Raw genomic sequence first — 21,916 nt, 5'->3', positions numbered from 1 at the left:
GTCATGCTCTCAGTACCTGCGCCTCATCCGTGCGCGAAATACCCTGAGCCGCATCCATACTTTGGGGTTAATGAAGGAGGTATCAAACCCCACCACCAAGCGCTTGCTTGGTGGCCAAAGACTAACACAGGCTTTAACCCGTAAAAAGGCACCTTGTATCGCTAAAACAGGCCCGGCAGAATGCAAAAAAATCTAATTTAGGAAACCGGTATCCGATGAGTGATCACTCCATAACAAACTCCACCCCTTATGGCAGCTGGAAATCTGCAATCAACGCAGAATTATTGGTTGAAGGCAGTGTTCGCCTGGCGGAAGCCAGCTTGGTGGATGGGCGTTACTACTGGTTAGAGTCGCGTCCTTCAGAAAAAGGGCGTAATGTTCTGGTGCAGTATTGCCCGCAAAATGGCCGGCGCGATCTCACCCCCACCCCGCTGAGTATTCGTTCCAAGGCGCACGAATATGGCGGTGGTAGCTACCTTGTCCACGGCGACACCCTGTACTTTGTACTTGCGGAAGATCAGCGTATTTACCGGATGGAGATCGGTAGTGACCTGCCTGAGGCCATTACTCCAGAAAACGAATCCCGCTACGCAGACCTGCACCTCGACACAAAAAGAAATCGTCTGATTTGTATTGAAGAAGACGACAGCGGCCACGCTAAGGGACAGGAAGCACGTGCACGAATTATCGCCATCGACCTACAGTCTCCGCTGACTACCCCCCCAAGGGTTTTGGTTGAAGGCGCAGACTTCTACTCAAACCCCACCTTGAACACCAGCGGAGACCTGTTGAGCTTCTTGCGCTGGCATCACCCCAACCTGCCTTGGGATGGCACCGAACTGTGCCTGGCCACTCTGAGTGAGCAAGGAGAGGCCATTGAGATCACTCAAGTGGCCGGCGGAAATAACGAATCCATATTCCAACCCCAGTGGTCGCCATTGGGGGAGCTTTACTATGTCTCCGACCGCAACAACTGGTGGAACTTATACAAGCTGGGACAAGATACCCCGCTTTGGAAAAAAGAGGCTGAATTCGCCACACCGCAGTGGGTGTTTGGAATGTCCACTTATGGCTTTATCAGTACTGAGGAAATTCTCTGTACTTACACCGAGAATGGCCTTTGGTATTTGGCCAGCGTAAATACCCTTACTGGTGAACACCAGCTGATCCAGCAGCCCTACTGTGATATCGAGAGCCTGCACTGTGAAAATGGCAAAGCGATTATGATTGCCGCCGCAAGAGACAGCTTCCCTGCAATAATCTCTTTTGATCTGGCAAGTGAGGCCCTTGAGACAATCGCCAGCAGTAACAAACGCTCACTGCCTGCCGAACTCTTCTCCAGCGCCCAGGCCATTACTTTCAATGTCGATGAGCGAGAGGTACACGGATTTTACTATCCCCCACACAACCCGGACTTCAAGGCACCAGAGGGCGAAAAACCTCCGCTTATTGTTTTTAGCCATGGCGGCCCCACTGGAGCCACCTCTGCCGGCCTCAATTTGAAAGTACAGTACTGGACCAGCCGCGGCTTCGCCATTCTGGATGTGAATTATTCCGGTAGCACAGGTTATGGCCGCGAGTACCGTGACCGCCTTACCGATAAGTGGGGCATCTATGATGTGGAAGATGTCTGTGCAGGCGCCGAATACCTGGTCAATCAGGGTTTGGCCGATCCGGAGCGGCTTCTGATCAAGGGTGGCAGCGCAGGTGGTTATACCGTGTTAGCAGCACTGACTTTTCACAACACTTTCAAAGCCGGGGCCAGTCATTATGGAATCGGCGAATTGAGTAGTCTCGCCAAAGACACTCACAAGTTTGAATCCCGCTACCTGGACAAATTAGTCGGCCCCTGGCCATCCGCCGAAGCAATCTATCAGCAACGCTCTCCTATTCATCATGTGGAGCAACTGAGCTGCCCGGTGATTTTTTTCCAAGGTTTGGAAGACAAGGTAGTACCACCAAACCAGGCGGAAACTATGGTGGGAGCCCTGAAAGAGCGCGGTATTCCAGTTGCCCATATCACCTTTACCAATGAAGGGCACGGCTTCCGTAGTGGAGACAGCATCAAAATGGCCCTGGAGGGAGAGCTGGAATTTTACAGCCGTATTTTCAATTTTCCCCTGGCTGAAGCCGGCCCCGGAATTACCATTGAGAATCTGTAATCAATCATCCCAAACCTTTAGAGGAAGCCATTAATACCATGGGAAGATGGAGACCACCGCGTCCGCGCGGCTCCCGCTATATCACTGCGGAGGGCGCGCAACGTATGCGCGCCGAAGTTAAGCATCTATGGGAGGAGGAGCGCCCCAGAGTCACCCAGGCGGTAAGTGATGCCGCTAAGCTGGGCGATCGATCGGAAAATGCTGACTATATCTACGGTAAAAAGCGCCTGCGTGAAATAGACAGCCGTGTGCGTTTTTTGACCAAACGCCTGGAGGAGATCACCGTAGTAGATCAAGTGCCTGAAGACCGTGAAAAAGTCTTCTTCGGTGCCTGGGTCACATTGGAAGATGAAGAAGGTGTAGTCATAAGCTACAGAATCGTTGGGCCAGATGAGTTTGATGTAAAAGCCGGCCTGATCTCTATGGATTCTCCCGTAGCACGTTCATTGCTAGGGCGCAGACTCGACGATGAGATAGATATTCGTCAGGGGGAAAAATGGCAGACTTATTTTATTACTGAAATCCGCTACGAAGAGTAGAAGCCAACTCCTCATAACCCTTAGCATAACAGCAGGAAAAATAGATAGATTTTTTAATTGATAAATAAAAAAGGCTTATTTCCCTCGAAATAAGCCTTTGAATCAATATTGCGTTATCTACTTCTAGAGGCTGTTGTAGTACTGAATTACTCCAACCGCATTGCCACTGGCAAAAGCAGACTGAACTTGATCTGAGCTCATGCCAATTGTCAGATCTGCATCATTTACATTAAGCTCAAGATACAAGCTGCCCGCCTGGGAATAGGCATCATCCCATTCAGTGATCGCATCATTGAGGTCATTGATCACGGCCGAGAAGTTAGCGCCCTCCTCGTCAGAAATGGCTGTCTGAATATCACTGATGGCGCCAGATACATCACTTTCAAGAGTTTGCCACTCTTGCAATACAGCCTGCAAATTATCTTCTACCTGCTGGGTCTCCTCAGCGAGCTGCCCAAAGCTTTGCGACAACATCTGAAGAGTTGATACATCTGCAGTTACCAGATTCATTTCTGCTTGCTTAGCCTTGATGCTCTTTTGGTCTGCAACAATTTTGGCAGCATCCAATGCAATAAAGGTGCTTGCCACTGCAGCTACCGGCCCCATAACGAACCAGGTCAGCAGACCTTCAGGGAAGGCTACTATAGAAGCGACAGTACCCAAAGAAATAGCAGTAGCATCCGCAATACCAAGAGCAACAATGCTTGTTGTCAGTGATTTGATATCTGCTTGAAGATTTTTTATTTCTTTCTTTAAATCAGCAATTTGCTGTTCATCGGCCTGCGCATCCTGAACAGACTTATCGGCAATTGACTGCAATTGAGTCGCCATATCAGGCAATTTATCCTGAAACCCTTGAATTGCCTGAACTGCGCCGCTGATAAAGGTCGAAACAATACCCAGTTGAGAGGTGATTGAATCCAGGTCGTTCTTCAATATATTAAGAGCCGATGTATTACCTGGGTCACTATTGAGTGTATTCGCCTGGGTTAAAGCATCCTGCAACAACTGACTGATAATACCGTTGTAACTTTGCACCTCACTCGGCACATCCAGAAGCCTGGCCAGTACATTATTCACCCAATCAAGCGCATCGGTATTGGCCTGTGTATAGGCCGCTACAAACTCACTCCAATCCGGCGGGTTTTGATTTAAGGTAGGCAAGCTTGAGGACAAAACGCTAGTCACCAGAGTGTTTATTGCAACTACATTCTGCTTGTACGTATTCTGAGTTTCGCGAATAGATTGAGCACTATGCTTGAAAGCTTTTGCTAATGAAAGTTTCACCACCACTGGGCTGGAACTTTTCTCCGCCACCAAATCTACGTCATCACTTACCTGTGACATATTTATTTCTCTCTTAATGAATATTTAAGATGAAGCCTGAGACCTCCAAGAAACACCTTGATTTAGGCGCAGCCCAATATAGCAAGCTTTAACTGTAACCAATATGCCACCCCTTATAATGAATCGGAAATAGAAATATATTTATATTCACATCTCAAATAAAGAGCACCAAACCCAGCGCAATGAGCACCTCAATAACCAGTGAAAATTGAAATAAGGGATAGATTTCTCAACAGTATGCTTGACGGGAAGCTCATATGCTCAGACCTATAGAACTATAAATACCGTACCCATTTTTCAATCCAATAAAATCATTGAATTAAAGGGTGTTTAAAATATCCTCTGAAAACCTAAAATTTTAAACTTAACCAGACCGACCTATCTTTATATAAGCCCCAACCCCAGGTAAGCATCAAAGCAAATAAGCCGCCGAAAGTATGTCCGCTCAACAATTTACTATGCTTAATAACATGCCAAATAGAAAAGGTGGCAATTCCGCCAATAGTTAATATTGAGCCACCCATCGCATCCAGGAGACACTGATGCCAATGGCCAATGAAAGCCCCTACCCACTCAAAGATACTTTAAAGCGTGCCCAATTTGATTTACTCCCTGCCTTTAACAAACAGCCTACTGAATTATTGAAACTCTTTCGCGAGGCCCTGACTCTTCAACAATCGATATTATCTCTCTCATGGAAAGAACTAGATCAACAGGCACGGCTCTGTATAGGGTTGGGCTATGGCGAGTATCGCAATCTTCAAAGCCACTTAGAAAGCACCAACTATTTGCACACTCTGCATCACCGTATGGGTTTAGAGTTTCTGTTTGTGCTGCGTGGCATTGCTATTGGCGATAGTCGAAACCAATGGGCTGAAAACCTTGAGCGGCGAATTCGCAGCATGGACCCCGAAGATCGGTTAAATAAGATTCTCGTTAAAGCAGAAGAATTAGCTGGTAATAAGCTCTCAGAACAGACTCTCACGCGTTTACGCAAAAAAATTGCAGGCCTGGACGAGAGAATTAACCTGCAGGAATCCATGGCCAGATTAGCTAATGGGGAGATAAAAAATATAGACTTGTTAAAGGCTTATTTTCCAGAAAATACATCTTCAATGGCCCTGAGATTAAACAGTGCCGCTGATGCTGTCATCATGTGCCTAAGTCGAGGGCTACTCGCGCTAACACATGCTCAATTCAATATTGCTCTAGATACTGAAGCAGCTAGTACCGACTTTTCCAAGCGCAATATACATTCCATTAAAACGATTATAAAAGTATTTTCCAACCTACTTAAAAGTGGTCACAAGCGTATTTACAGCGCCCTACTTCTTGGAAAATCAGTGGAGATCAAACAGGCGTGCTTGTTTCTGGCCGGAGATATTGAGAGCAAACTCCCCCAGTTCGCAAGCGCTCAAGCGGTAATACACAACACAATTACCGAAATATTGCGACGTGGTAGTGGCGGCCTGGCGGAGAGGCTTGGCGATCTCGCGGTGGATGCGCACTTTCTCACCCGCATCGCCATCGCTAGCCAGGCTGCCTGTTATCGACTTGCGCTTGGTTGCGAGGGGCTTAATTCCGATAGAGAGATCAAAAACCTTCAGAAAAATATCTACACCATGCCTTTTTCAGCAACGCTTCCCAACGGTAAAAATGTAGAACTGTCGAAGCTAGAAACCAGTCCTGAGGGAGAGTTTGTTGAAATCAGAGGCTTTGTCGAAAAGGTCACCTCTCCACCTCAGGAGGGCGGCATGCTATTAAGCCACCTGATATTGAAAGATCCCTCCAGTAATGCCGAGGCAAATGCCGTGGTGCGCTTTGCTCACCTACCACATGCCGGCATTTGTCCAGGCGCTTTCTGCCGACTCAGTGGCACTTATAGACATCACTCAAGCCTGTTCGATGGTAAACCCGCCGTTGAGGTCGATTCCCTGGCCCTGGCCGAGATTGGTAAGTCCAGCTTCGAAGTGAGCTTTATAAGGCTCGCCAACCGTTGGTTCCAGCCCTGGCGTAGCAACGCCAATCTCTACTGGTCTCTTGGTGCCCACCAAGTTGATGAGCACTCTGAGGCCACCTTGGGGGCCGGAGAGCTACTATTTACGCCCCTAATTCGTCCTTAGGAGGGCTACTATGCCACCAGATGATGGATGCATGACAGAACTGGACAGAGTCCACGACCAGATTGCGGAATTAGATGTACTTCTGGCGATGGCACAGCTGGCAAAAGCGGAGTGGCACGCCGCCAAAGAGACAGTGCGCAGCGAATGCCTGGAGACAGCGATACCCAGCCTGCCCAACTTACATCAAAAGGATGAAATGGATTTTCCCATAGAGCCAATGGATCACGCAGTATCCGAGTGCATTGAAACTCACCCAGACGTGCTCGCTGCCTGGGACCTGTTCGAACAGATAGCCCTGGAGCTCGAAATTGAGCTGGAAGTAGCCCACGCACTACTCGATGAATACAAAGCCTGCTCCCACGCACTGATTTGAGGAGACTTTTACTGGCTAATGACCAGCATGCGATTTATCGCCAATTTACGCCGGCAGACACTGGATGCCTTTGCCAACCATATGATTACCGCCGAAGGCTACCTGCTATCTGCCCACCGGATTACCAATTCCAATCTGCAAATGGCGGCAGAAGTGCGCCGCAGAGGGTTGCCCCTGCTTGCCGATAACGGCACCAAACAACTGATTGATGCGGTCATCTCGCAGTTCTCTGAAGAAGCCCGACAAGTAACCCTGCGGGTAAAAGCTCTGCGCCGTCAACTGGGTCAACTGCCCCGCGGCAATGAAGTCCCAAAAGATTTGCGCATATTGGCAGATACACTGGCGGAGAGAGTACTGGCCAACTGTAATGAGCGTTCAAATAGCATTGATACCAATCTCCTGCTGCAGCGCCAGCTGTTAATGCACCCCACCCACCTGATCGCTCAGGAGGACTTTGCCACTACATGCCTGGTGGCTTTGGACCTGGAGCGGGAAATTACCGGCTGGCGACCAGAGCGTATCGCCGCGCGCAATCGTCAGAGCCTGAGACTATGGGAAAAAATCGCTGAACACCCACTAAGCCAGGGCTTGACTGTTTATGCAGTACTAAGCGCAATGGATTACAACACCGGCCGGGACGCCGGTCGGCTAGCCGCACAAAGCGGGGTGCGTTCAGCTGCCATAGGACTGGCCAGTATTTGCGGGGATTTAAATGCGACAGACTTCTTTGTGCTCCACCGAGCCTCTTTCAAACTGGATAGGCCTGTACCACGCCGTTATGTGCGCTTGGCACAAGTGCTTAAAGGCATTACAGATGGCTACCAGGATCACAACATACCCTTGCAAAGATTCCACTGCCTCGGACTCGGTGCTCCATCACTGCTGCCGATTGCCGCAGCTGCCCTGCCGGCAAATACCCAGATTACCGCCGATGCCACCAGCCCAATACATGCCGCAACTAAAGACCGTGTGCTCTACGATCCGGAGAATTTTGGCGACCGGGCAACCACCAGAGAAATCGTTGAGCGGATAGTAAAAGGGGGCAACTGGCCCTTCCTCAGCCCATTCACCCAATCTTTCAAACAACGTTTTGGACACGACCCCGAAGGCGCCCGAGACTGGTGGAAAGCCCAAGGGCAACCACCTATTAGCAGGGAGACCTTACAACAACCCAGCAATCTCAGTACGGCGCTGCCCCTATTCTGCGAGGCAGACCCACAAATTCGGTCTATCGCTCGGGATACCTGGATAGCACACAATCACTGGGTTCTGGGGGAATTAACTGAGAATAGAAGCGGACCGCAAAGACACGAACTTGCTTACCGCATTATTGATCACTGGCTGGAGGGGCCATCAACAACGACCAGCCGGGGCTTGAAAGCCGCCAAAAGAATCCTGTTAATGTAAACCGATCAATAAAGGAAACAAGCGGAATTACTCAGCCCACTTTATGGTGAGCGCGGTAACAATCCCCCAGATCCAATTAAAAAATACTACAAAAATTGGGGTAAGCGCCCCCAGCTCAAGCCCTGCCATACCTTTACCGGCCATCACAGGAAAAACAACAAAAAGCTGGAACGCCGTGGGGAGTAGGCTCAAGATGCTTCCTTTTAACAACAGCTTTGATGGTAGGAAAGGAAGAATAAAAAACAGACCCCAAATGCCACCCCATACCACTCTGGGATATAGCCATTCAGCAGACAAGGTAGGGGTGATAGATACCCCCAGAGATGGGGTTATTCCAAAATCCCCAAACAGCCAGACCACAACGCTATTTGCCACAGCACCCAAACAGCCGGCCGCAAAGAAAATTAGTAGTTTTTTCATTTTTTGTCCCAGAATCTTTAGAAGCCTATACCTCTAAACCTTAAACGCTGACTTTAAAGTAGCAAACTTAAATCCGCGCCAAGATTTCACGCCTGAATAAATTAGAGACCTCCAAGCCAAGCTCCTTATCAACAGACTAACACCACTACTACAAATTTTTACGGCAGCAAAAAGTAGCAACCGTTCAACGCCTTTTATTCGCACTCTCCTGCACAGCCCTCAAAAGACTACAAAACCCACCAACCTGTAATAGACCATCTACCCCCTAAGCAAATAGCAAACTTATTTTTAATACCAAACCGTACCAATTAACAAGCACTAAAACTCATTGTTAAGACATAAAAAATAAACAATCACCCCCAAAAGAAACCTGAGTAAAAATATATTTTAAAAGTGAGAACCAAGGGACCCAACTGATCGAATCGGCAACCTTCAGCGAGAGAAAATACCTATCGTTTAATCCAATAAATTCCTGTAATACACAAGTGGTACATTTATGGTGTTTAACACCAGAAATCAAAATCAATATAGGAACAAGTACTGATGAAAGTACCAGTAGTAGGAATGCTGTACCCGATTTTTTTAGGATTGGCGATACATTCAGCCAGTGTCAATGCGCAGTCTTTTGATGAGAGCGCCTATCAAGATAGGCAATTGCAATATATTGAAGAGGGCGTTTCTTCCACTAATGATACCGCTGTCGTCTTACAGGCATACACCGGCGATGAGCTCAATTGGGAGGCGCTGAATAAGAATTTGGATGTCCTGCGTAATGGCGGCAAGAAGAATTCAGACTTCACCCTTACCAGACTCATCCGTATCCTGTTTTTCCGCCCAGAAATTAAAGATGAACTCTTTTCTGCTTTGGACGGATACCACTTCTGGTTTAAGGAAGGCGGCACTGGGGATCACGTCTTCGCCTCTGAAAACCATATGATCATGTACACATCTGCCCAGTATCTTCTACAGGAAAAGTACGGTGCATTTGAAGACGACAGAACTTACAAGCGCTTAAAGCGCTACCTGGAAGTAAAAAACCAGTATGGTTTCTATGAATTTTACTCCCCGGTCTATTACCCCTACACCTTATCTGCGCTACTTAACCTCGTCGATTTTTCTGAAGATGCAGAAATTCGCGAGCTGGCTACGGGCGCTGCGCAACGCTTGCTGCAGGACATACTGCTGGTCACCAACGACCAGGGCATCCTTTTCTCAGCCGCAGGCCGCAGTAATGATGGCTACCGCAGGAACGGTTCCGGCGGCAACATCAACCGCATCATCTACCTGCTAACGGGTCTCGGTAAGGAATCAGTGAGAACACCGAGTCCCGCAGGTGTAATGCTGGCCACCTCTGGCCTGGAAATTACCGATGACATCTTCAAGTATTTCGGTAAAGACCTGAATATGAATTACTCGGTAGGCCACTCTCTCGGCGATGCCAAAAACGATATTTATGCTGACTTTCCCCGCGAAGAGCGCGTGCCTTTCTATTGGAGTCAGGGGGCTTATTTCCACCCGGATGTAGCTGCCGATACCGCTTGGTTCGTCAGTAAATATCAGCTTGAAGGCTATGAAGGACTGAAAGCCTTCGACCAGTTCCTAGGGCTTTCAGAAGCTGCCGCCCCTGCTGCCGCCAAGGCCGGAGCGGTATTCAGCCGCAGCTCCGTGCTTTCTGGCGCTAACTTTTCCATGTATAAGGATGGCGGTGTGATGATGCACTCCATTCAGAATTACTGGGGTGGTCGCCAGGGCTATCAGCAAACGCCTTGGATTGCCACTACCGGCACCCAATCGGTCTGGGCGAAGGTTGGCGATGGCAACAGCACCATGCAAAACGATCACCACCCTAAGATTAAGCAGGTGAACAATGTTGCCGTAATCCAATACAACCCCTATCCGGCAATTGAACTGTTCCATTCCGGTGGCTCCAACGTGGCATTGCAATGGCCAGAAGGCTTTGAGGAGGAGAAGCGCAGCGGTAACTGGAAATTCGGCAAGGAAGACGACGGCTATATCGCCGTGCGCTATCCCTGCGGTAACGGCGATTCCAATACCGTTAGCTGCGACTGGAACGAACAAACCTGGGTAGTGATTATGGGTAGCGAGGAGCGCTATGGCAGCTTTGAAGCCTTTAGTCAAAAGGTGCTCAATGAGGTCAGCTACGATGCCGACTGGGAGTGGCACGGCTCCTTCTGGAAGGGCACATTGAAATATGTGTATGACTCAGACGTAAAGTTTGATGGAACCGATATCAGCTTAACCTGGTAAGCGCGACTCCTTTCGCTCTTGGGGAGGGGCTCCCCCTCCCCTTTAATCGGCTTTTTAGCTTTCAATACTCTGCGCCCAAAGGCGAAAGCTTTTTGCAAAGCTCACCCCCTAATTTCTCCCCCGCCGAAAAGCTTCTTTCGACCCAAAACAATACTCTTCAATTTAGTTGACACAATCAACCACCTAAAATAAAGTTGATAATATCAATCAAGTTAATGCGGCAACCCTGTGAGCTACTCAGTCAACGAAACCCTGCACCAGCTGATCCACGCTTACAAAAAGCAGCTGCGGATCAGCATTCAGGAGCAAAGAATTGACCTTCCGGTAAATCATATTCGCGTGCTTAAGGGAATCTGCAAGTATCCGCAGAGTACCGCACGGTCAATTGCACTGCGAATGAATCAAGATAAGGCCCAGATTACACGGGTACTTAATGAGTTGGTTCAATCCAAGCTTATCAAAAAAACAGACAACCCCAATGACCGCCGCAGTCAGCTCCTTGCTCCCACAGCATCAGGAAAAAAGATTCTTGAAAAAGTGCAAAACCTGGAAACAGAGGTTATCGCTGTAATGACTCACAACCTGAGCGAAAAAGAACTCAAGGCGTTTGCCCATATCGCCAGCGTTATGATCGAGAACCTGACCGAACATCCTACTTCAGATTAAGGAGCCTCAATACTATGGCTGAAAAACGCACACGAGAGCTGGTCGTTTTGCGCTCCACCAAAGTCTCAGAACACATGTTACGTATCACTCTGGGTGGCGAAGGGTTGGAATCCTTTCCCTGCGACCAGGAAAGCGCCTATATAAAACTGGTTTTCCCCCAGGGTGAAGGTGAACGCCCACTGATGAGAAGCTATACCATCAGGCACCAACGGCAGGCAGAAATCGATATCGACTTCGCTTTGCATGAACATGAAGGGCCAGCCTCAAATTGGGCGGCCAATGCACAACCCGGAGACTCTATTCTGATAGGAGGGCCTGGCCCCAAGAAGCTGGTTAACCCCGAGGCCGACTGGTTTTTGCTCGCCGGCGATATGACCGCCCTACCCGCCATTAGCGTTAACCTGGCCCAACTACCTGATGAGGCCAGCGGATATGCGGTGATAGAAGTTTCAAGCGAATCGGATATTCAGCCACTGAAACATCCAAAAAACCTGCAGCTGCACTGGGTGGTAAATTCCTTCCCCACCGGTGAACTTCTCCTCCCTAAAATTCAGGCACTGCCCTGGCTTCCAGGCCAAGCCGCCATCTGGGCCGCCTGCGAATTTAATAATATGCGTCAATTACGGAAATTTTTTAAGCAGGATAAAGAAATCCCCAAAACCCATATTTACATTTCCAGTTATTGGAAACTTGGGGACTCTGATGAAGGGCACAAGCTCGCGAAAAAACTGGATAACGAGCAGGCCTAAAGGGGAAAATTGGCAGGTTTTAGAGGCCACAAAAGCAGCGGGGAGTAACCCCCTCCCCTGGGGCCTTATCCGACACTAACACTAAGTACGCTACCCCCAAGTGCGCTAAACCCAAAATAGTTTGCCCGCATTTCACAGCGGCGTTATGTTTTCACACCTCAGTAGCAGAAGCCCCCCATTACCATAAGGCAAACCACTTTCGCGAAAATTACTCTTTATCCTGATCGATCCATCCGATACCAATAATTAGCAATATAACCCCGTTCATCTACCTGTAGCGCCTGGCGGGTAATTTCTGGAACGCCATTCTCACAGTGCCATGCATAGATAGTCACCCGTCCAGTCACAACGGCTGGTATAGATTCCGACGCAGGATTGCTCTTACAGTAAGCGGCAATTGCCTCACTTGGCTCCTTCGAAGTGTCCGCCTTTTCTTCACAGGGAAGATTGGCGCCGACAAAGCACGCATAGACTCCGCCATGCATACAACGCCAAAAAGTGCCCCCCGCAACCCAATCCCTCGGTGCACCGGCAGAAATACCAGCTGCCTGGTAAATACCCGATAACACTACCTGCGGTTTTGCCGGGCCGATATAGGGTTCTTCCGGGCTATCGGCATTGACCACAACTCGGCAATAAGCCACGGGGTCATTAAAGGCCCCGAGATACCTTCCTTTATTTTGCTCCGTTTCTGCCAGGCTCAAACTCCCACTGAATCCCAGAACCAGGCTCGCCAAGATACATGCAATATGCCGAATCATATTTGACCTCCTCTCCCTGCTAACAAGCCCCAGCCACTGCTCTGGCGCCATTAGCGCCTCAACAGCGCTTCCGCGAACAGGGCTCTCTATAGATTAGCCAGCCCAGCCATACCGAAGACCCACCACAGCAGCGCAAAAAACAATCAAGGAGAGTCTGTCGCCAACACGAATTATCCGGCAGTGACCCCCACAGCCTAAGCCGCTGCATCACGCTCAGGATAGAAGGGTATAAATGCCCTTGACGCCATCCGGCAGCTGAATCACCATCCCCAACATTTAGCGCAATGCGGGTTTGTCCCGGCCTTGTCTGGGAAGCTCCCACACCGCCGAGCAACCAATTCCCGACCATGCCCGACCAGCGAGCCACCCAAACAGATAGCACCGTAAAACCGGGTAACAACGCCCGCGACAACACCTGTAGCAATGCCAGCGCAAACCGAATTCGACTGGGCCACAGCGCCCCAGCAATACACAAAGGACAAGAAGCACCCCATGAGCAGCAATAGCGCCGCCGAACAAATCAGCCAGGACAGCATCAACAAGGCCCTGTGGAATGCCTGCGACACCTTTCGCGGCACCATCAGCGCCGACACCTACAAAGACTTTATCCTCACCATGCTGTTCCTCAAGTACATCTCCGATGTATGGCAGGACCACTACGAGGAGTATGTGGAAACCTACGGCAACGAGCCGGAGCTGATCGAGGAGATGATGAAGAGCGAGCGCTTTGTACTGCCGCAAAGTGCCAGCTTCTACACCCTGTACGAGCACCGCCACGAACCCGGCAATGGTGAGCGCATCGATCAGGCCCTGCACGCTATCGAAGAGGCCAACGGCACCAAGCTCAAGGACGCCGGCAAGAGCGTGTTCCAGGATATCTCCTTCAATACCGACAAGCTGGGCGAGGAGAAGCAGAAGAACACCATCCTGCGCCACCTGCTGGAAGATTTCGCCAAAACCGAGCTGAACCTGCGCCCCAGCCGCGTGGGCAACCTGGATGTGATCGGCAACGGCTACGAATACCTGATCAAGAACTTCGCCGCCAGCGGCGGTCAGAAGGCCGGCGAGTTCTACACCCCACCGGAAGTGTCCGAGCTGATCGCCGAACTGCTCGACCCCCGCCCCGGCGACCGCATCTGCGATCCTACGTGTGGCTCCGCCTCCCTACTGATGAAGTGCGGGCGCAAGGTGCGGGAACACCACAACAGCAAGCAGTACGAGCTCTACGGCCAGGAAGCCATCGGCTCCACCTGGTCTCTGGCCAAGATGAATATGTTCCTGCACGGCGAGGACAACCACAAAATCGAATGGGGCGATACCATTCGCAACCCCAAGCTGCTGGACAAAAACGGCCACCTGGACCTGTTCGATATCGTCACCGCCAACCCGCCCTTCTCCCTGGACAAATGGGGCCACGACGAAGCCGGCAACGACCCCTTCGGCCGCTTTCATCGCGGCGTGCCGCCAAAAACCAAAGGGGACTACGCCTTTATCCTGCATATGATCGAAACCCTCAATCCCAAGAGCGGGCGCATGGGCGTGGTGGTGCCCCACGGCGTGCTGTTCCGGGGCTCTGCTGAGGGCAAGATCCGCAAGCAGTTGATTGAGGAAAACCTGCTGGACGCGGTGATCGGCCTGCCGGAAAAACTCTTTTACGGCACCGGCATCCCCGCCGCCATCCTGATCTTCGCCCGCGACAAGCAGGACGACAGCGTGATGTTTATCGATGCCTCGCGGGAATTTAAAGCGGGCAAAAACCAGAACCTGCTCACCCAGGACAATATCGACAAGGTAGTGGCGACCTACCGCCAGGGTACCGATCTGGACAAATACGCCTATGTGGCCAGCCTCAAGGAAATCCAGGATAACGACTACAACCTGAATATCCCCCGCTATGTGGATACCTTCGAGGAGGAGGAAGAGATCGACCTGCTGGCCGTGCGCGCCGAGCGGCAGCAGCTTAAGGCACAGTTAAGTGAGCTGGAAGGGGAAATGGAGCTGTATTTGCAGGAGTTGGGTTATGGCAACTAAAGATTTACCCATTGTGAAACTTGGCCAGCTATTACCTAAACCGTATAAAAATGGAATTTACAAAAGCTCAGAGTCTTATGGGCAAGGCACCCCTATTCTGAGAATTACTGATTTTGATAATGATGGCAACTTGACAGAAAAAAAACTTCAGAAAGTTAATTTAACAACCAAAGAGATTGAATCTTATCAGCTAAAAAACAGCGATATTATCGTTAACCGAGTAAATAGCTTATCTCACCTTGGCAAATCCATCCTTTGGAAAGGAAGTAGCACTCCATCTGTTTATGAATCAAATATGATGAGAATTGAGCCAAATGAGTCGGCTATCCTGCCAGGATATTTAGCAAGAGTACTTCAAACTCATCAAGCTAGAGTACATTTCTGTAAAGTCGCAAAGAGGGCTGTAGCTCAATGCAGCATTAATCAGCAAGATGTAAAATCATTACAGTTTCCACTGCCACCACTCCCCGAACAAAAAAAGATCGCCCAAATCCTATCTACCTGGGATAAGGCCATCGACACCAGCGAAAAACTGCTCGCCAACAGCCGCCAGCAGAAAAAGGCCCTGATGCAGCAACTGCTCACCGGCAAAAAGCGCCTGCGGGATAAGAATGGAGTTCGGTTTAGTGAACACTGGGAGACCTATCAACTCGGACATTTATTTAGCGAGAGAGTGGAAACAGGTAGAAAAGACTTGCCTCTTCTCTCAATAACTTCCGATGACGGCGTTGTCTATCAAGAGGATACTGGGAGAAAAAACACTTCAAATGAAGATAAATCCAAGTACCGCCGGATTAATATTAATGATATTGGATATAATACGATGCGAATGTGGCAGGGCCGGTCAAGCCTTTCCGACAAAGAAGGCATTGTAAGTCCGGCATACACAATCCTAATCCCAGGAGAAAGAGTAGTGCCGGCATATGCTGCTCAGCTTTTCAAGCTCCCTCAATTAATCCATGTTTTCTATAGGCATTCCCAAGGCCTTGTATCCGACACATGGAACTTGAAGTTTAATCACTTTAAAAAAATATCGTGGCAATTTCCGAGCCTAGAGGAACAGTATAGAATTTCTGGGACTCTCTCATCAGCCGATCAAGAAATCGAAACCCTGCAACAAAAACTCGACTGCCTAAAGCAGGAGAAAAAAGCCCTGATGCAACAGCTGCTTACCGGCAAGCGCCGGGTCCAGATAGAGGAAGCCCAATGACATTTAGCGAAACCGTCGATCTCGATGCGCCCATCAGTGAAGCCGATCTGGATTATATAGACGAAGTACTGCACAAGTACGGCAACGACGACTCAATATTGGATATCTGCGAGCTGGACGGCTTTCTCACCGCCCTGGTGTCAGGCCCGGAGATGATTTCCCCCAGCCGCTGGTTCTCCGAAATCTGGGGCGGCCCCGGCAATGAACCGGAGTGGGAATCCGAGGAGGAGATGCAGCGCTTTATGGCGCTGCTATTCCAGTTGATGAACAGTAATGCCATGGTGCTAACGGAAGCCCCCGAAGAGTTCCAAGCCCTATTCAATGAGGCCAATAAAGAGGGCGAGCCCTCTTTTATCTTCCCTGGGGAATGGTGTTTCGGCTATATGCAGGGTGTAGACCTGGGCCAGTGGCCCAGCCTGCCCGCAGAACTCGACACCCAACTGCAAGCCATCGCCCTGCACGCACGCGAGGAACATTTCGATTACCTTGGGGGCTTGACGAAGGCCGAGTATCAGCAGACCGTTACCCAAATAGAACCCGCCGCCCGCGCCCTGCACCGCCACTGGCTGCAACAGCGCGCCCCGGAGCCTGCAACAGCCCCCCATCGAGCCGACCCCAAAACCGGCCGCAACGACCCCTGCCCCTGTGGCAGCGGTAAAAAGTTTAAACGCTGCTGTTTGCATTGATAGCGGCCATACACGAGGCCGCGCATAAAATAGAGAACGCTTTCCCGCTGAATAGAATACGCTGCACTTCAGATGTCGTGTGAAGACATCTTAGAAACGCCCAATCGACACCTATACCCTATAGGGTCCGGGCACAGCGTATTCTTTCCCTTCCTCTTTCCTGTAGCTGCTCCTTTCCTGTCGACGAAAACACACACCACCCAAATGCCAACTTTTAAAAACCCATCGCTGAGGCGAATCTATTTTTGAAAATTCAGTGGCTGCCGCTCCAACCAAAAAATTCACGACATTCTATATCACAGAGCCCTATTAATTGATAAACGCGCCACGGCAACAACCTATAAATACTGCCCCAACTGGCCCGCAATTATTTGATTTTTCCAATTTATTTTGAGCTGGCTGACCACTTCCAAGATGGCGCCAACCACCGGTAGGAATCCCCGCCCTTTTAACGGAGGAGCATATTAAATAACAGACCTTTGCTTTAAGATCGCTTGAAACAACTGATTAGGAGGTTTTTATCAAGCCGAGTGGCCAGTTCTGTTCTTTGGCCCTGCTATTTAGTGGGCAGAAATATAACCAGCATAAAGCCTCAACCTCACTTTTCGCAGTAATAGCCGCCACTGGATGGGCCGTACCCAGTGGGTGAAAAAAATAAGACAGCACAGCATAAGTCTTTGCTGGAAAGTGCTAATTGCATATAAAACACTTTTCCTTTCAAAAGGCCGCACATACTTTTTACCTGGAAACTTCTAACAAAAATGACACCAAGGCTCCAGCTGACTTATTTATCAATTAATCAATGAATTCACTTTAAGCCTTTACATTTTGGTACCCCGAAGCATCAGAAAAAACTGATCCCAAAACCCAAAGGAGATTAACCATGGAAATGAACTTTAAAGACAGAGGATTCCTCTCAACGTGGCACTTAAATATGGTCACTTTTGATAGAGAGGATAACCTGTGGTGTGTGGGCACTTCGAATAATATCGGAAAGTGGAACTCAAGAACTTTTGGTCTCGTTGACAAAAAAGAGTACAACCAATCCTGGGATTCCAAGATGATTGCATTTGACAAGTCAAATGCCATGTGGTGCGTTGGAACTAAAGGTAATCTTGCCAAGTGGAATACCACCACTGGAGCCTGGGAGGAACCGGACATTGCAAAGCCCTGGGACCTAAAGATGATTGCCTTCGATAACACTGGAGAAATGTGGTGTGTTGGCGAAAAAGGTAACGTTGGCAAATGGAACCCCATTGACAACAAGTGGGATGATCAGGGTGATCTCGGCGGCTGGAAACTGGACTGGATTGCCTTTAGGCCCGGTGACCCAAGAGGTGATATCTATTGCGTGGATACCAGTGGGAAACTGGGACTCTACGACCCAAAATTCCCGAATGACACTTTCCATATCGCCTCCAATTTTGAATGTAAAAGCCTCTATTTCCATGAAATATTTGGATTTTGTGTCGGTACTAAAGGCAATATGGGTGTCTCAATTTAAAAGGCACCAGCTTTAGCTACTGAATAATATTTACACGCTAGTTGCAGCCCCGCCCAAGGAGTGCCTTTTCCCACTTCTTGGCGCGGTGCAATACTCACAAGGCCATCCAGCAATAAGATAAGTACTCCGCTACTCAGTACAGATACCCATACCAGGGGCTCCCCAAAACCACCGGCCAGTAAAAGCAACAGCAACGACTAGCCTAAACCTTCCAGCCCCACAGCTCTCGAACTAACGCCGCTTGCGGCACCATCTCGCAAGCAGTGGACTGGCAATCGCCCCTTTCCACTTGCTCCACAGCCCGGAAACAGAGACACTTTTATCCCAATAAAAACGGATTTCCCCTTGGAGACATGCATTACCGTGGAAATGGATTACACAGCAGTACCGAAATTCCAAGAAGAATACGCCGCAAAGATCCCCGCCCTGGCCCTGTTGTGCAATCTGGGCTGGTCGTTTTTACCACCCGCCGAGGCCAACCAAGCCCGCAGTGGGCGCCAGGACCAGGTGGTGCTCACGGAGATACTGCGCCGGGAGCTGGGCAAACGGACCTTCCATTTCGCCGGTAAGGAGCAGCCACTCTCACAAAAATCCATCGACCACCTGATTGGCATCGTATGCAGCCCTGCGCTGAACAAAGGGCTGCTTGCAGCCAATGAAGAGTTATACAACCACCTGCTCTACGGCATTTCGGTGACCGAATTTGTCGATGGCAAAAAAGCCACCCCCACGATTGCCCTGATCGACTGGCACACCATCGAAAACAATCACTTTGCCTTTACCGAGGAATTCAGCGTAACCCGCGCCAACGGCGTGGAGAGCCGCCGCCCGGATATGGTGTGTTTCGTCAACGGTATTCCCCTGGTAGTGATCGAGGCCAAGCGCCCTGATGGCAAGAAAGGGCCCTCTATTGACGAGGGCATTTCCCAAAGCCTGCGCAACCAGCGCCACGATGAAATCCCACAATTGTTCGCCTACAGCCAACTATTATTGTCAGTCAACGGTGCCGAGGGTCGCTACGGCACTTGTAACACCCCGGCAAAATTCTGGGCGGCCTGGCGCGAGGAAGATATCTCCGATGAGGAAATGCTGGCGATCAAAAACCGCCCCCTTTCCAGCGAACAAATCCAAACTCTGTTTAAACAGCGCTCCCCATCAGATCTGGACTGGTACCAAACCCTGATCGCCGGCGGCGAGCTGGCCCTGGGCGGCCAGGATCGGTTGTTAATCAGCTTGCTATCGCCCCAGCGACTGCTGGAGATGGTCCGTTACTTCACTCTGTTCGATAAAAAGGCCGGCAAAATTGTCGCCCGGTATCAGCAGGTATTCGGTATCAAACGACTGTTGGAGCGCATTGCCCAACGCAGCAATGACGGCGCGCGGGAGGGCGGCGTAATCTGGCATACCACCGGCTCCGGCAAATCCTTCACCATGGTGTTTTTAAGCAAGGCGCTGATCTTCCAGCCGAGCCTCAAACAGAGCCGCCTGGTTATTGTCACCGACCGGGTGGATCTGGAGCGCCAGCTCAGCAATACCTTTGCCAGCGGCGGCGAACTGGCGGGCAAGAAAGATAAGGAAGCGGCGATGGCTACTTCCGGCAAGCGTTTGGCCCAGCAGATTGGCAGCGGCAATGAGCGGATTATCTTCTCGCTGGTGCAAAAATTTACCGGCGCCACTGCGCTGCCGGAATGCCGCAATGACAGTGCCGACCTGATTGTGCTGATCGACGAGGGCCACCGCAGCCAGGGCGGCGAAAACCATATCCGTATGCGCCAGGCCCTGCCCAATGCCGCCTTTGTGGCCTTTACCGGCACGCCCCTTCTGAAAGACGACAAAACCACCAATAAATTCGGCCCCATAGTCCATGCCTATACCATGCAGCGGGCGGTGGAGGATCGCACCGTAACCCCACTGCTGTACGAAGAGCGTATCCCGGACATGAATGTTAACGAGCGCGCAATTGACCGCTGGTTTGAGCGCATTACGGTGGGGTTAAGTGAGGAGCAGCAGGCAGATTTAAAGCGCAAGTTTGCCCGTAAGGGAGAGATTTACACTGCAGACGATCGCATTCGACTGATTGCTACCGATATCGCCACCCATTTTGTTAATAACATCGATGCGGGTTTAAAGGGCCAGCTGGCCTGCGATAGCAAAGCCACTGCCATCCAATATAAAAAGTACCTGGATGAGGCCCAACAACACTGGCCAGAAGCGCAGAGATTTAAATCGGCGGTAGTGATCAGTGCACCGGATACCCGCGAGGGCAACGAGGCGGTAGATGAATCCTCGATGCCGGAGGTGGTGAAGTGGTGGAAAGACAATGTGGGCTCGCAAAATGAACAGCGCTACACCCAGGGAGTGATTGAGCGCTTCGATAAAGACGACTCCCTGAAACTGCTGATTGTGGTGGACAAACTACTGACAGGATTCGATGAGCCCAAGAATACGGTGCTGTATATCGATAAGCCCCTCAAGGAACACAATCTGATCCAGGCGATCGCGCGGGTCAACCGCCTGCACCCGGATAAAAAGTTCGGCCTGCTGATCGATTACCGGGGCATCCTGGCAGAGCTGGATACCACCATGCAGAAATACCAGGATCTGGCCGCGCGCACCCAGGGCGGTTACGATATCGACGATATCGCCGGGCTCTATAGCCCCATGAGCAGCGAGTACAAGCGCCTGCCCCTGTTGTATAAAAACCTTTGGGGCATTTTCGCCGGCGTAAAAAATAAGCAGGACACCGAGCAACTGCGCCAGGTGATAGTGCCCAAAATTGAACAGCGCAATGGTGAGCTAGTTGATGTGAACCTAAAAGTGCGCGAGGACTTCTACGAGGCACTGACCCACTTCACCACCTGCCTGAAAGTAGCCTTGCAATCGGCCACCTTCTTCGAAGACAAAAGCTTTAGCGATAGTGATCGCCAGCACTACAAACAGACGGTTAAACAATTTGCCAGTTTGCGCCAATGGGCGCTACAGCAAACCGGAATCTCTGTGGACTATGACCAATACGCGGCCCAGGTAAAAAACCTGTTGGATAAGCATGTGGTGGGCGTGGAAATCTTAGAGCCCGAGGGTAAATACGAAGTCAATAAAATGGGCAAGGCGGAGCGGCCTGAAGATTGGGGGGAGGACAAAACCCGCAACGAAACCGATATTATCAAAACCCGCGTCACCCGCATGATCGAACAGGAGTTGCGCGACGATCCCTATGCCCAGGAAGCCTTTTCCAAGTTACTGCTGCAAGCCATTGAGGAAGCGGAAAAACTGTTCGATCACCCGCTCAAGCAGTATTTGCTGTTCGAAGCGCTGGAAGTCCAGGTAAAAGCCCGCAACCTGGATGAAATCCCCAATGCCTTTGCCGATAACCGCCATGCCCAGGCCTATTTTGGTGTATTCAAGAAAAACCTGCCGGAGGTTTTTGCGGTTGGTGATAGCCAGGTACAGGATAAGTGGATCAAGCTGGCCTTCGAGATCGATACAATGGTTGCCCAGTCAGTAATGGAGCACTCCATCAGCCCGCAAAATATTGAGAAGGATATCCATAAAAAGCTGATGCCCAAATTATTTATGGAGTGCAAATCCATCGGCAGTGGTATGGTGCAGGCCAAGAAAATGGTGGAGATGATCCTACAGATCACCCGCGTTGGTTTAAGCGGAGACTAAT

17 protein-coding genes are annotated in these 21,916 nt (G+C 50.2%); 14 read left to right on the top strand and 3 right to left on the bottom strand.

Features of this window, described 5'->3' with window-relative positions; all coding sequences use genetic code 11:
• Positions 1-215 precede the first annotated feature (215 nt).
• Positions 216-2,162: a S9 family peptidase gene (locus ACJJH9_RS07725; protein ID WP_444924837.1), complete on the top strand. Its 1,947-nt coding sequence runs from the start codon at positions 216-218 to the stop codon at positions 2,160-2,162.
• 38 nt (positions 2,163-2,200) lie between these two features.
• Entirely contained in the window at positions 2,201-2,701 is a 501-nt protein-coding gene (greB, locus tag ACJJH9_RS07720) for a transcription elongation factor GreB (RefSeq protein WP_252085569.1), read from the top strand.
• 123 nt (positions 2,702-2,824) lie between these two features.
• On the opposite strand, the gene ACJJH9_RS07715 is transcribed toward greB, so the two are convergent.
• Positions 2,825-4,048, bottom strand: coding sequence for an enterotoxin (HBL) (locus ACJJH9_RS07715; RefSeq protein WP_444924836.1), 1,224 nt, complete (start codon positions 4,046-4,048; stop codon positions 2,825-2,827).
• A gap of 542 nt (positions 4,049-4,590) precedes the next feature.
• Here ACJJH9_RS07715 and ACJJH9_RS07710 point away from each other — a divergent pair.
• From ACJJH9_RS07710 to ACJJH9_RS07700, 3 genes are read left to right on the top strand one after another with little or no spacing between them, the layout of a single operon-like run.
• Complete coding sequence (locus ACJJH9_RS07710; protein ID WP_444924835.1) at positions 4,591-6,171, top strand: hypothetical protein; 1,581 nt, start codon at positions 4,591-4,593, stop codon at positions 6,169-6,171.
• Between the two features lie 10 nt (positions 6,172-6,181).
• On the top strand, positions 6,182-6,544 hold the full coding sequence (locus tag ACJJH9_RS07705) for a hypothetical protein (RefSeq protein ID WP_444890592.1): 363 nt from the start codon (positions 6,182-6,184) through the stop codon (positions 6,542-6,544).
• 18 nt (positions 6,545-6,562) lie between these two features.
• On the top strand, positions 6,563-7,951 hold the full coding sequence (locus ACJJH9_RS07700; protein ID WP_444924834.1) for a hypothetical protein: 1,389 nt from the start codon (positions 6,563-6,565) through the stop codon (positions 7,949-7,951).
• 27 nt (positions 7,952-7,978) lie between these two features.
• On the opposite strand, the gene ACJJH9_RS07695 is transcribed toward ACJJH9_RS07700, so the two are convergent.
• Positions 7,979-8,371 carry a hypothetical protein gene (locus ACJJH9_RS07695; RefSeq protein ID WP_444888761.1) on the bottom strand — a complete coding sequence of 131 codons (393 nt, stop codon included), beginning with the start codon at positions 8,369-8,371 and terminating at the stop codon, positions 7,979-7,981.
• Between the two features lie 543 nt (positions 8,372-8,914).
• On the opposite strand from ACJJH9_RS07695, the gene ACJJH9_RS07690 reads away from it, so the two are divergent.
• From ACJJH9_RS07690 to ACJJH9_RS07680, 3 genes are all read left to right on the top strand, one after another.
• The gene (locus tag ACJJH9_RS07690) at positions 8,915-10,639 is read left to right on the top strand and encodes a hypothetical protein (RefSeq protein WP_444924833.1); all 1,725 of its coding nucleotides are present in this window, start codon (positions 8,915-8,917) and stop codon (positions 10,637-10,639) included.
• A 228-nt stretch (positions 10,640-10,867) separates the two neighbouring features.
• Positions 10,868-11,305 (top strand): MarR family winged helix-turn-helix transcriptional regulator, encoded by a 438-nt coding sequence (locus ACJJH9_RS07685; RefSeq protein ID WP_444924832.1) that lies wholly within the window; start codon positions 10,868-10,870, stop codon positions 11,303-11,305.
• A 14-nt stretch (positions 11,306-11,319) separates the two neighbouring features.
• Positions 11,320-12,054, top strand: coding sequence for a siderophore-interacting protein (locus ACJJH9_RS07680; RefSeq protein WP_444924831.1), 735 nt, complete (start codon positions 11,320-11,322; stop codon positions 12,052-12,054).
• Between the two features lie 215 nt (positions 12,055-12,269).
• On the opposite strand, the gene ACJJH9_RS07675 is transcribed toward ACJJH9_RS07680, so the two are convergent.
• Positions 12,270-12,815 (bottom strand): hypothetical protein, encoded by a 546-nt coding sequence (locus tag ACJJH9_RS07675; protein WP_444924830.1) that lies wholly within the window; start codon positions 12,813-12,815, stop codon positions 12,270-12,272.
• A 284-nt stretch (positions 12,816-13,099) separates the two neighbouring features.
• On the opposite strand from ACJJH9_RS07675, the gene ACJJH9_RS07670 reads away from it, so the two are divergent.
• The 6 genes from ACJJH9_RS07670 (at position 13,100) to ACJJH9_RS07645 (ending at position 21,915) form a co-directional block, all read left to right on the top strand.
• Positions 13,100-13,321 carry a hypothetical protein gene (locus ACJJH9_RS07670; RefSeq protein ID WP_444924829.1) on the top strand — a complete coding sequence of 74 codons (222 nt, stop codon included), beginning with the start codon at positions 13,100-13,102 and terminating at the stop codon, positions 13,319-13,321.
• The gene (locus tag ACJJH9_RS07665; protein ID WP_444924828.1) at positions 13,308-14,846 is read left to right on the top strand and encodes a type I restriction-modification system subunit M; all 1,539 of its coding nucleotides are present in this window, start codon (positions 13,308-13,310) and stop codon (positions 14,844-14,846) included. The genes ACJJH9_RS07670 and ACJJH9_RS07665 overlap by 14 nt, the downstream gene beginning before the upstream one ends.
• The gene (locus ACJJH9_RS07660) at positions 14,836-16,056 is read left to right on the top strand and encodes a restriction endonuclease subunit S (protein ID WP_444924827.1); all 1,221 of its coding nucleotides are present in this window, start codon (positions 14,836-14,838) and stop codon (positions 16,054-16,056) included. The genes ACJJH9_RS07665 and ACJJH9_RS07660 overlap by 11 nt, the downstream gene beginning before the upstream one ends.
• A complete protein-coding gene (locus ACJJH9_RS07655; RefSeq protein WP_444924826.1) occupies positions 16,053-16,742 on the top strand; it encodes a UPF0149 family protein in 690 nt (229 codons plus the stop codon). The genes ACJJH9_RS07660 and ACJJH9_RS07655 overlap by 4 nt, the downstream gene beginning before the upstream one ends.
• Before the next feature lie 883 nt (positions 16,743-17,625).
• The gene (locus tag ACJJH9_RS07650) at positions 17,626-18,246 is read left to right on the top strand and encodes an NHL repeat-containing protein (protein ID WP_444924825.1); all 621 of its coding nucleotides are present in this window, start codon (positions 17,626-17,628) and stop codon (positions 18,244-18,246) included.
• A gap of 345 nt (positions 18,247-18,591) precedes the next feature.
• Entirely contained in the window at positions 18,592-21,915 is a 3,324-nt protein-coding gene (locus ACJJH9_RS07645) for a type I restriction endonuclease subunit R (RefSeq protein ID WP_444924824.1), read from the top strand.
• Position 21,916 lies beyond the last annotated feature (1 nt).

The sequence above is a fragment of the Microbulbifer mixtoriginis (SeqCode) genome, from assembly GCF_052466715.1.
This window is presented reverse-complemented; position numbering and strand designations above follow the sequence as displayed.

Bases quoted from the DNA above. Each gene is read 5' to 3' on its own strand.
- ACJJH9_RS07725 (WP_444924837.1), top strand. From the start codon at position 216: ATGAGTGATCACTCCATAACAAACTCCACCCCTTATGGCAGCTGGAAA.
- greB (WP_252085569.1), top strand. From the start codon at position 2,201: ATGGGAAGATGGAGACCACCGCGTCCGCGCGGCTCCCGCTATATCACT.
- ACJJH9_RS07715 (WP_444924836.1), bottom strand. From the start codon at position 4,048: ATGTCACAGGTAAGTGATGACGTAGATTTGGTGGCGGAGAAAAGTTCC.
- ACJJH9_RS07710 (WP_444924835.1), top strand. From the start codon at position 4,591: ATGCCAATGGCCAATGAAAGCCCCTACCCACTCAAAGATACTTTAAAG.
- ACJJH9_RS07705 (WP_444890592.1), top strand. From the start codon at position 6,182: ATGCCACCAGATGATGGATGCATGACAGAACTGGACAGAGTCCACGAC.
- ACJJH9_RS07700 (WP_444924834.1), top strand. From the start codon at position 6,563: ATGACCAGCATGCGATTTATCGCCAATTTACGCCGGCAGACACTGGAT.
- ACJJH9_RS07695 (WP_444888761.1), bottom strand. From the start codon at position 8,371: ATGAAAAAACTACTAATTTTCTTTGCGGCCGGCTGTTTGGGTGCTGTG.
- ACJJH9_RS07690 (WP_444924833.1), top strand. From the start codon at position 8,915: ATGAAAGTACCAGTAGTAGGAATGCTGTACCCGATTTTTTTAGGATTG.
- ACJJH9_RS07680 (WP_444924831.1), top strand. From the start codon at position 11,320: ATGGCTGAAAAACGCACACGAGAGCTGGTCGTTTTGCGCTCCACCAAA.
- ACJJH9_RS07675 (WP_444924830.1), bottom strand. From the start codon at position 12,815: ATGATTCGGCATATTGCATGTATCTTGGCGAGCCTGGTTCTGGGATTC.
- ACJJH9_RS07670 (WP_444924829.1), top strand. From the start codon at position 13,100: ATGCGGGTTTGTCCCGGCCTTGTCTGGGAAGCTCCCACACCGCCGAGC.
- ACJJH9_RS07665 (WP_444924828.1), top strand. From the start codon at position 13,308: ATGAGCAGCAATAGCGCCGCCGAACAAATCAGCCAGGACAGCATCAAC.
- ACJJH9_RS07660 (WP_444924827.1), top strand. From the start codon at position 14,836: ATGGCAACTAAAGATTTACCCATTGTGAAACTTGGCCAGCTATTACCT.
- ACJJH9_RS07655 (WP_444924826.1), top strand. From the start codon at position 16,053: ATGACATTTAGCGAAACCGTCGATCTCGATGCGCCCATCAGTGAAGCC.
- ACJJH9_RS07650 (WP_444924825.1), top strand. From the start codon at position 17,626: ATGGAAATGAACTTTAAAGACAGAGGATTCCTCTCAACGTGGCACTTA.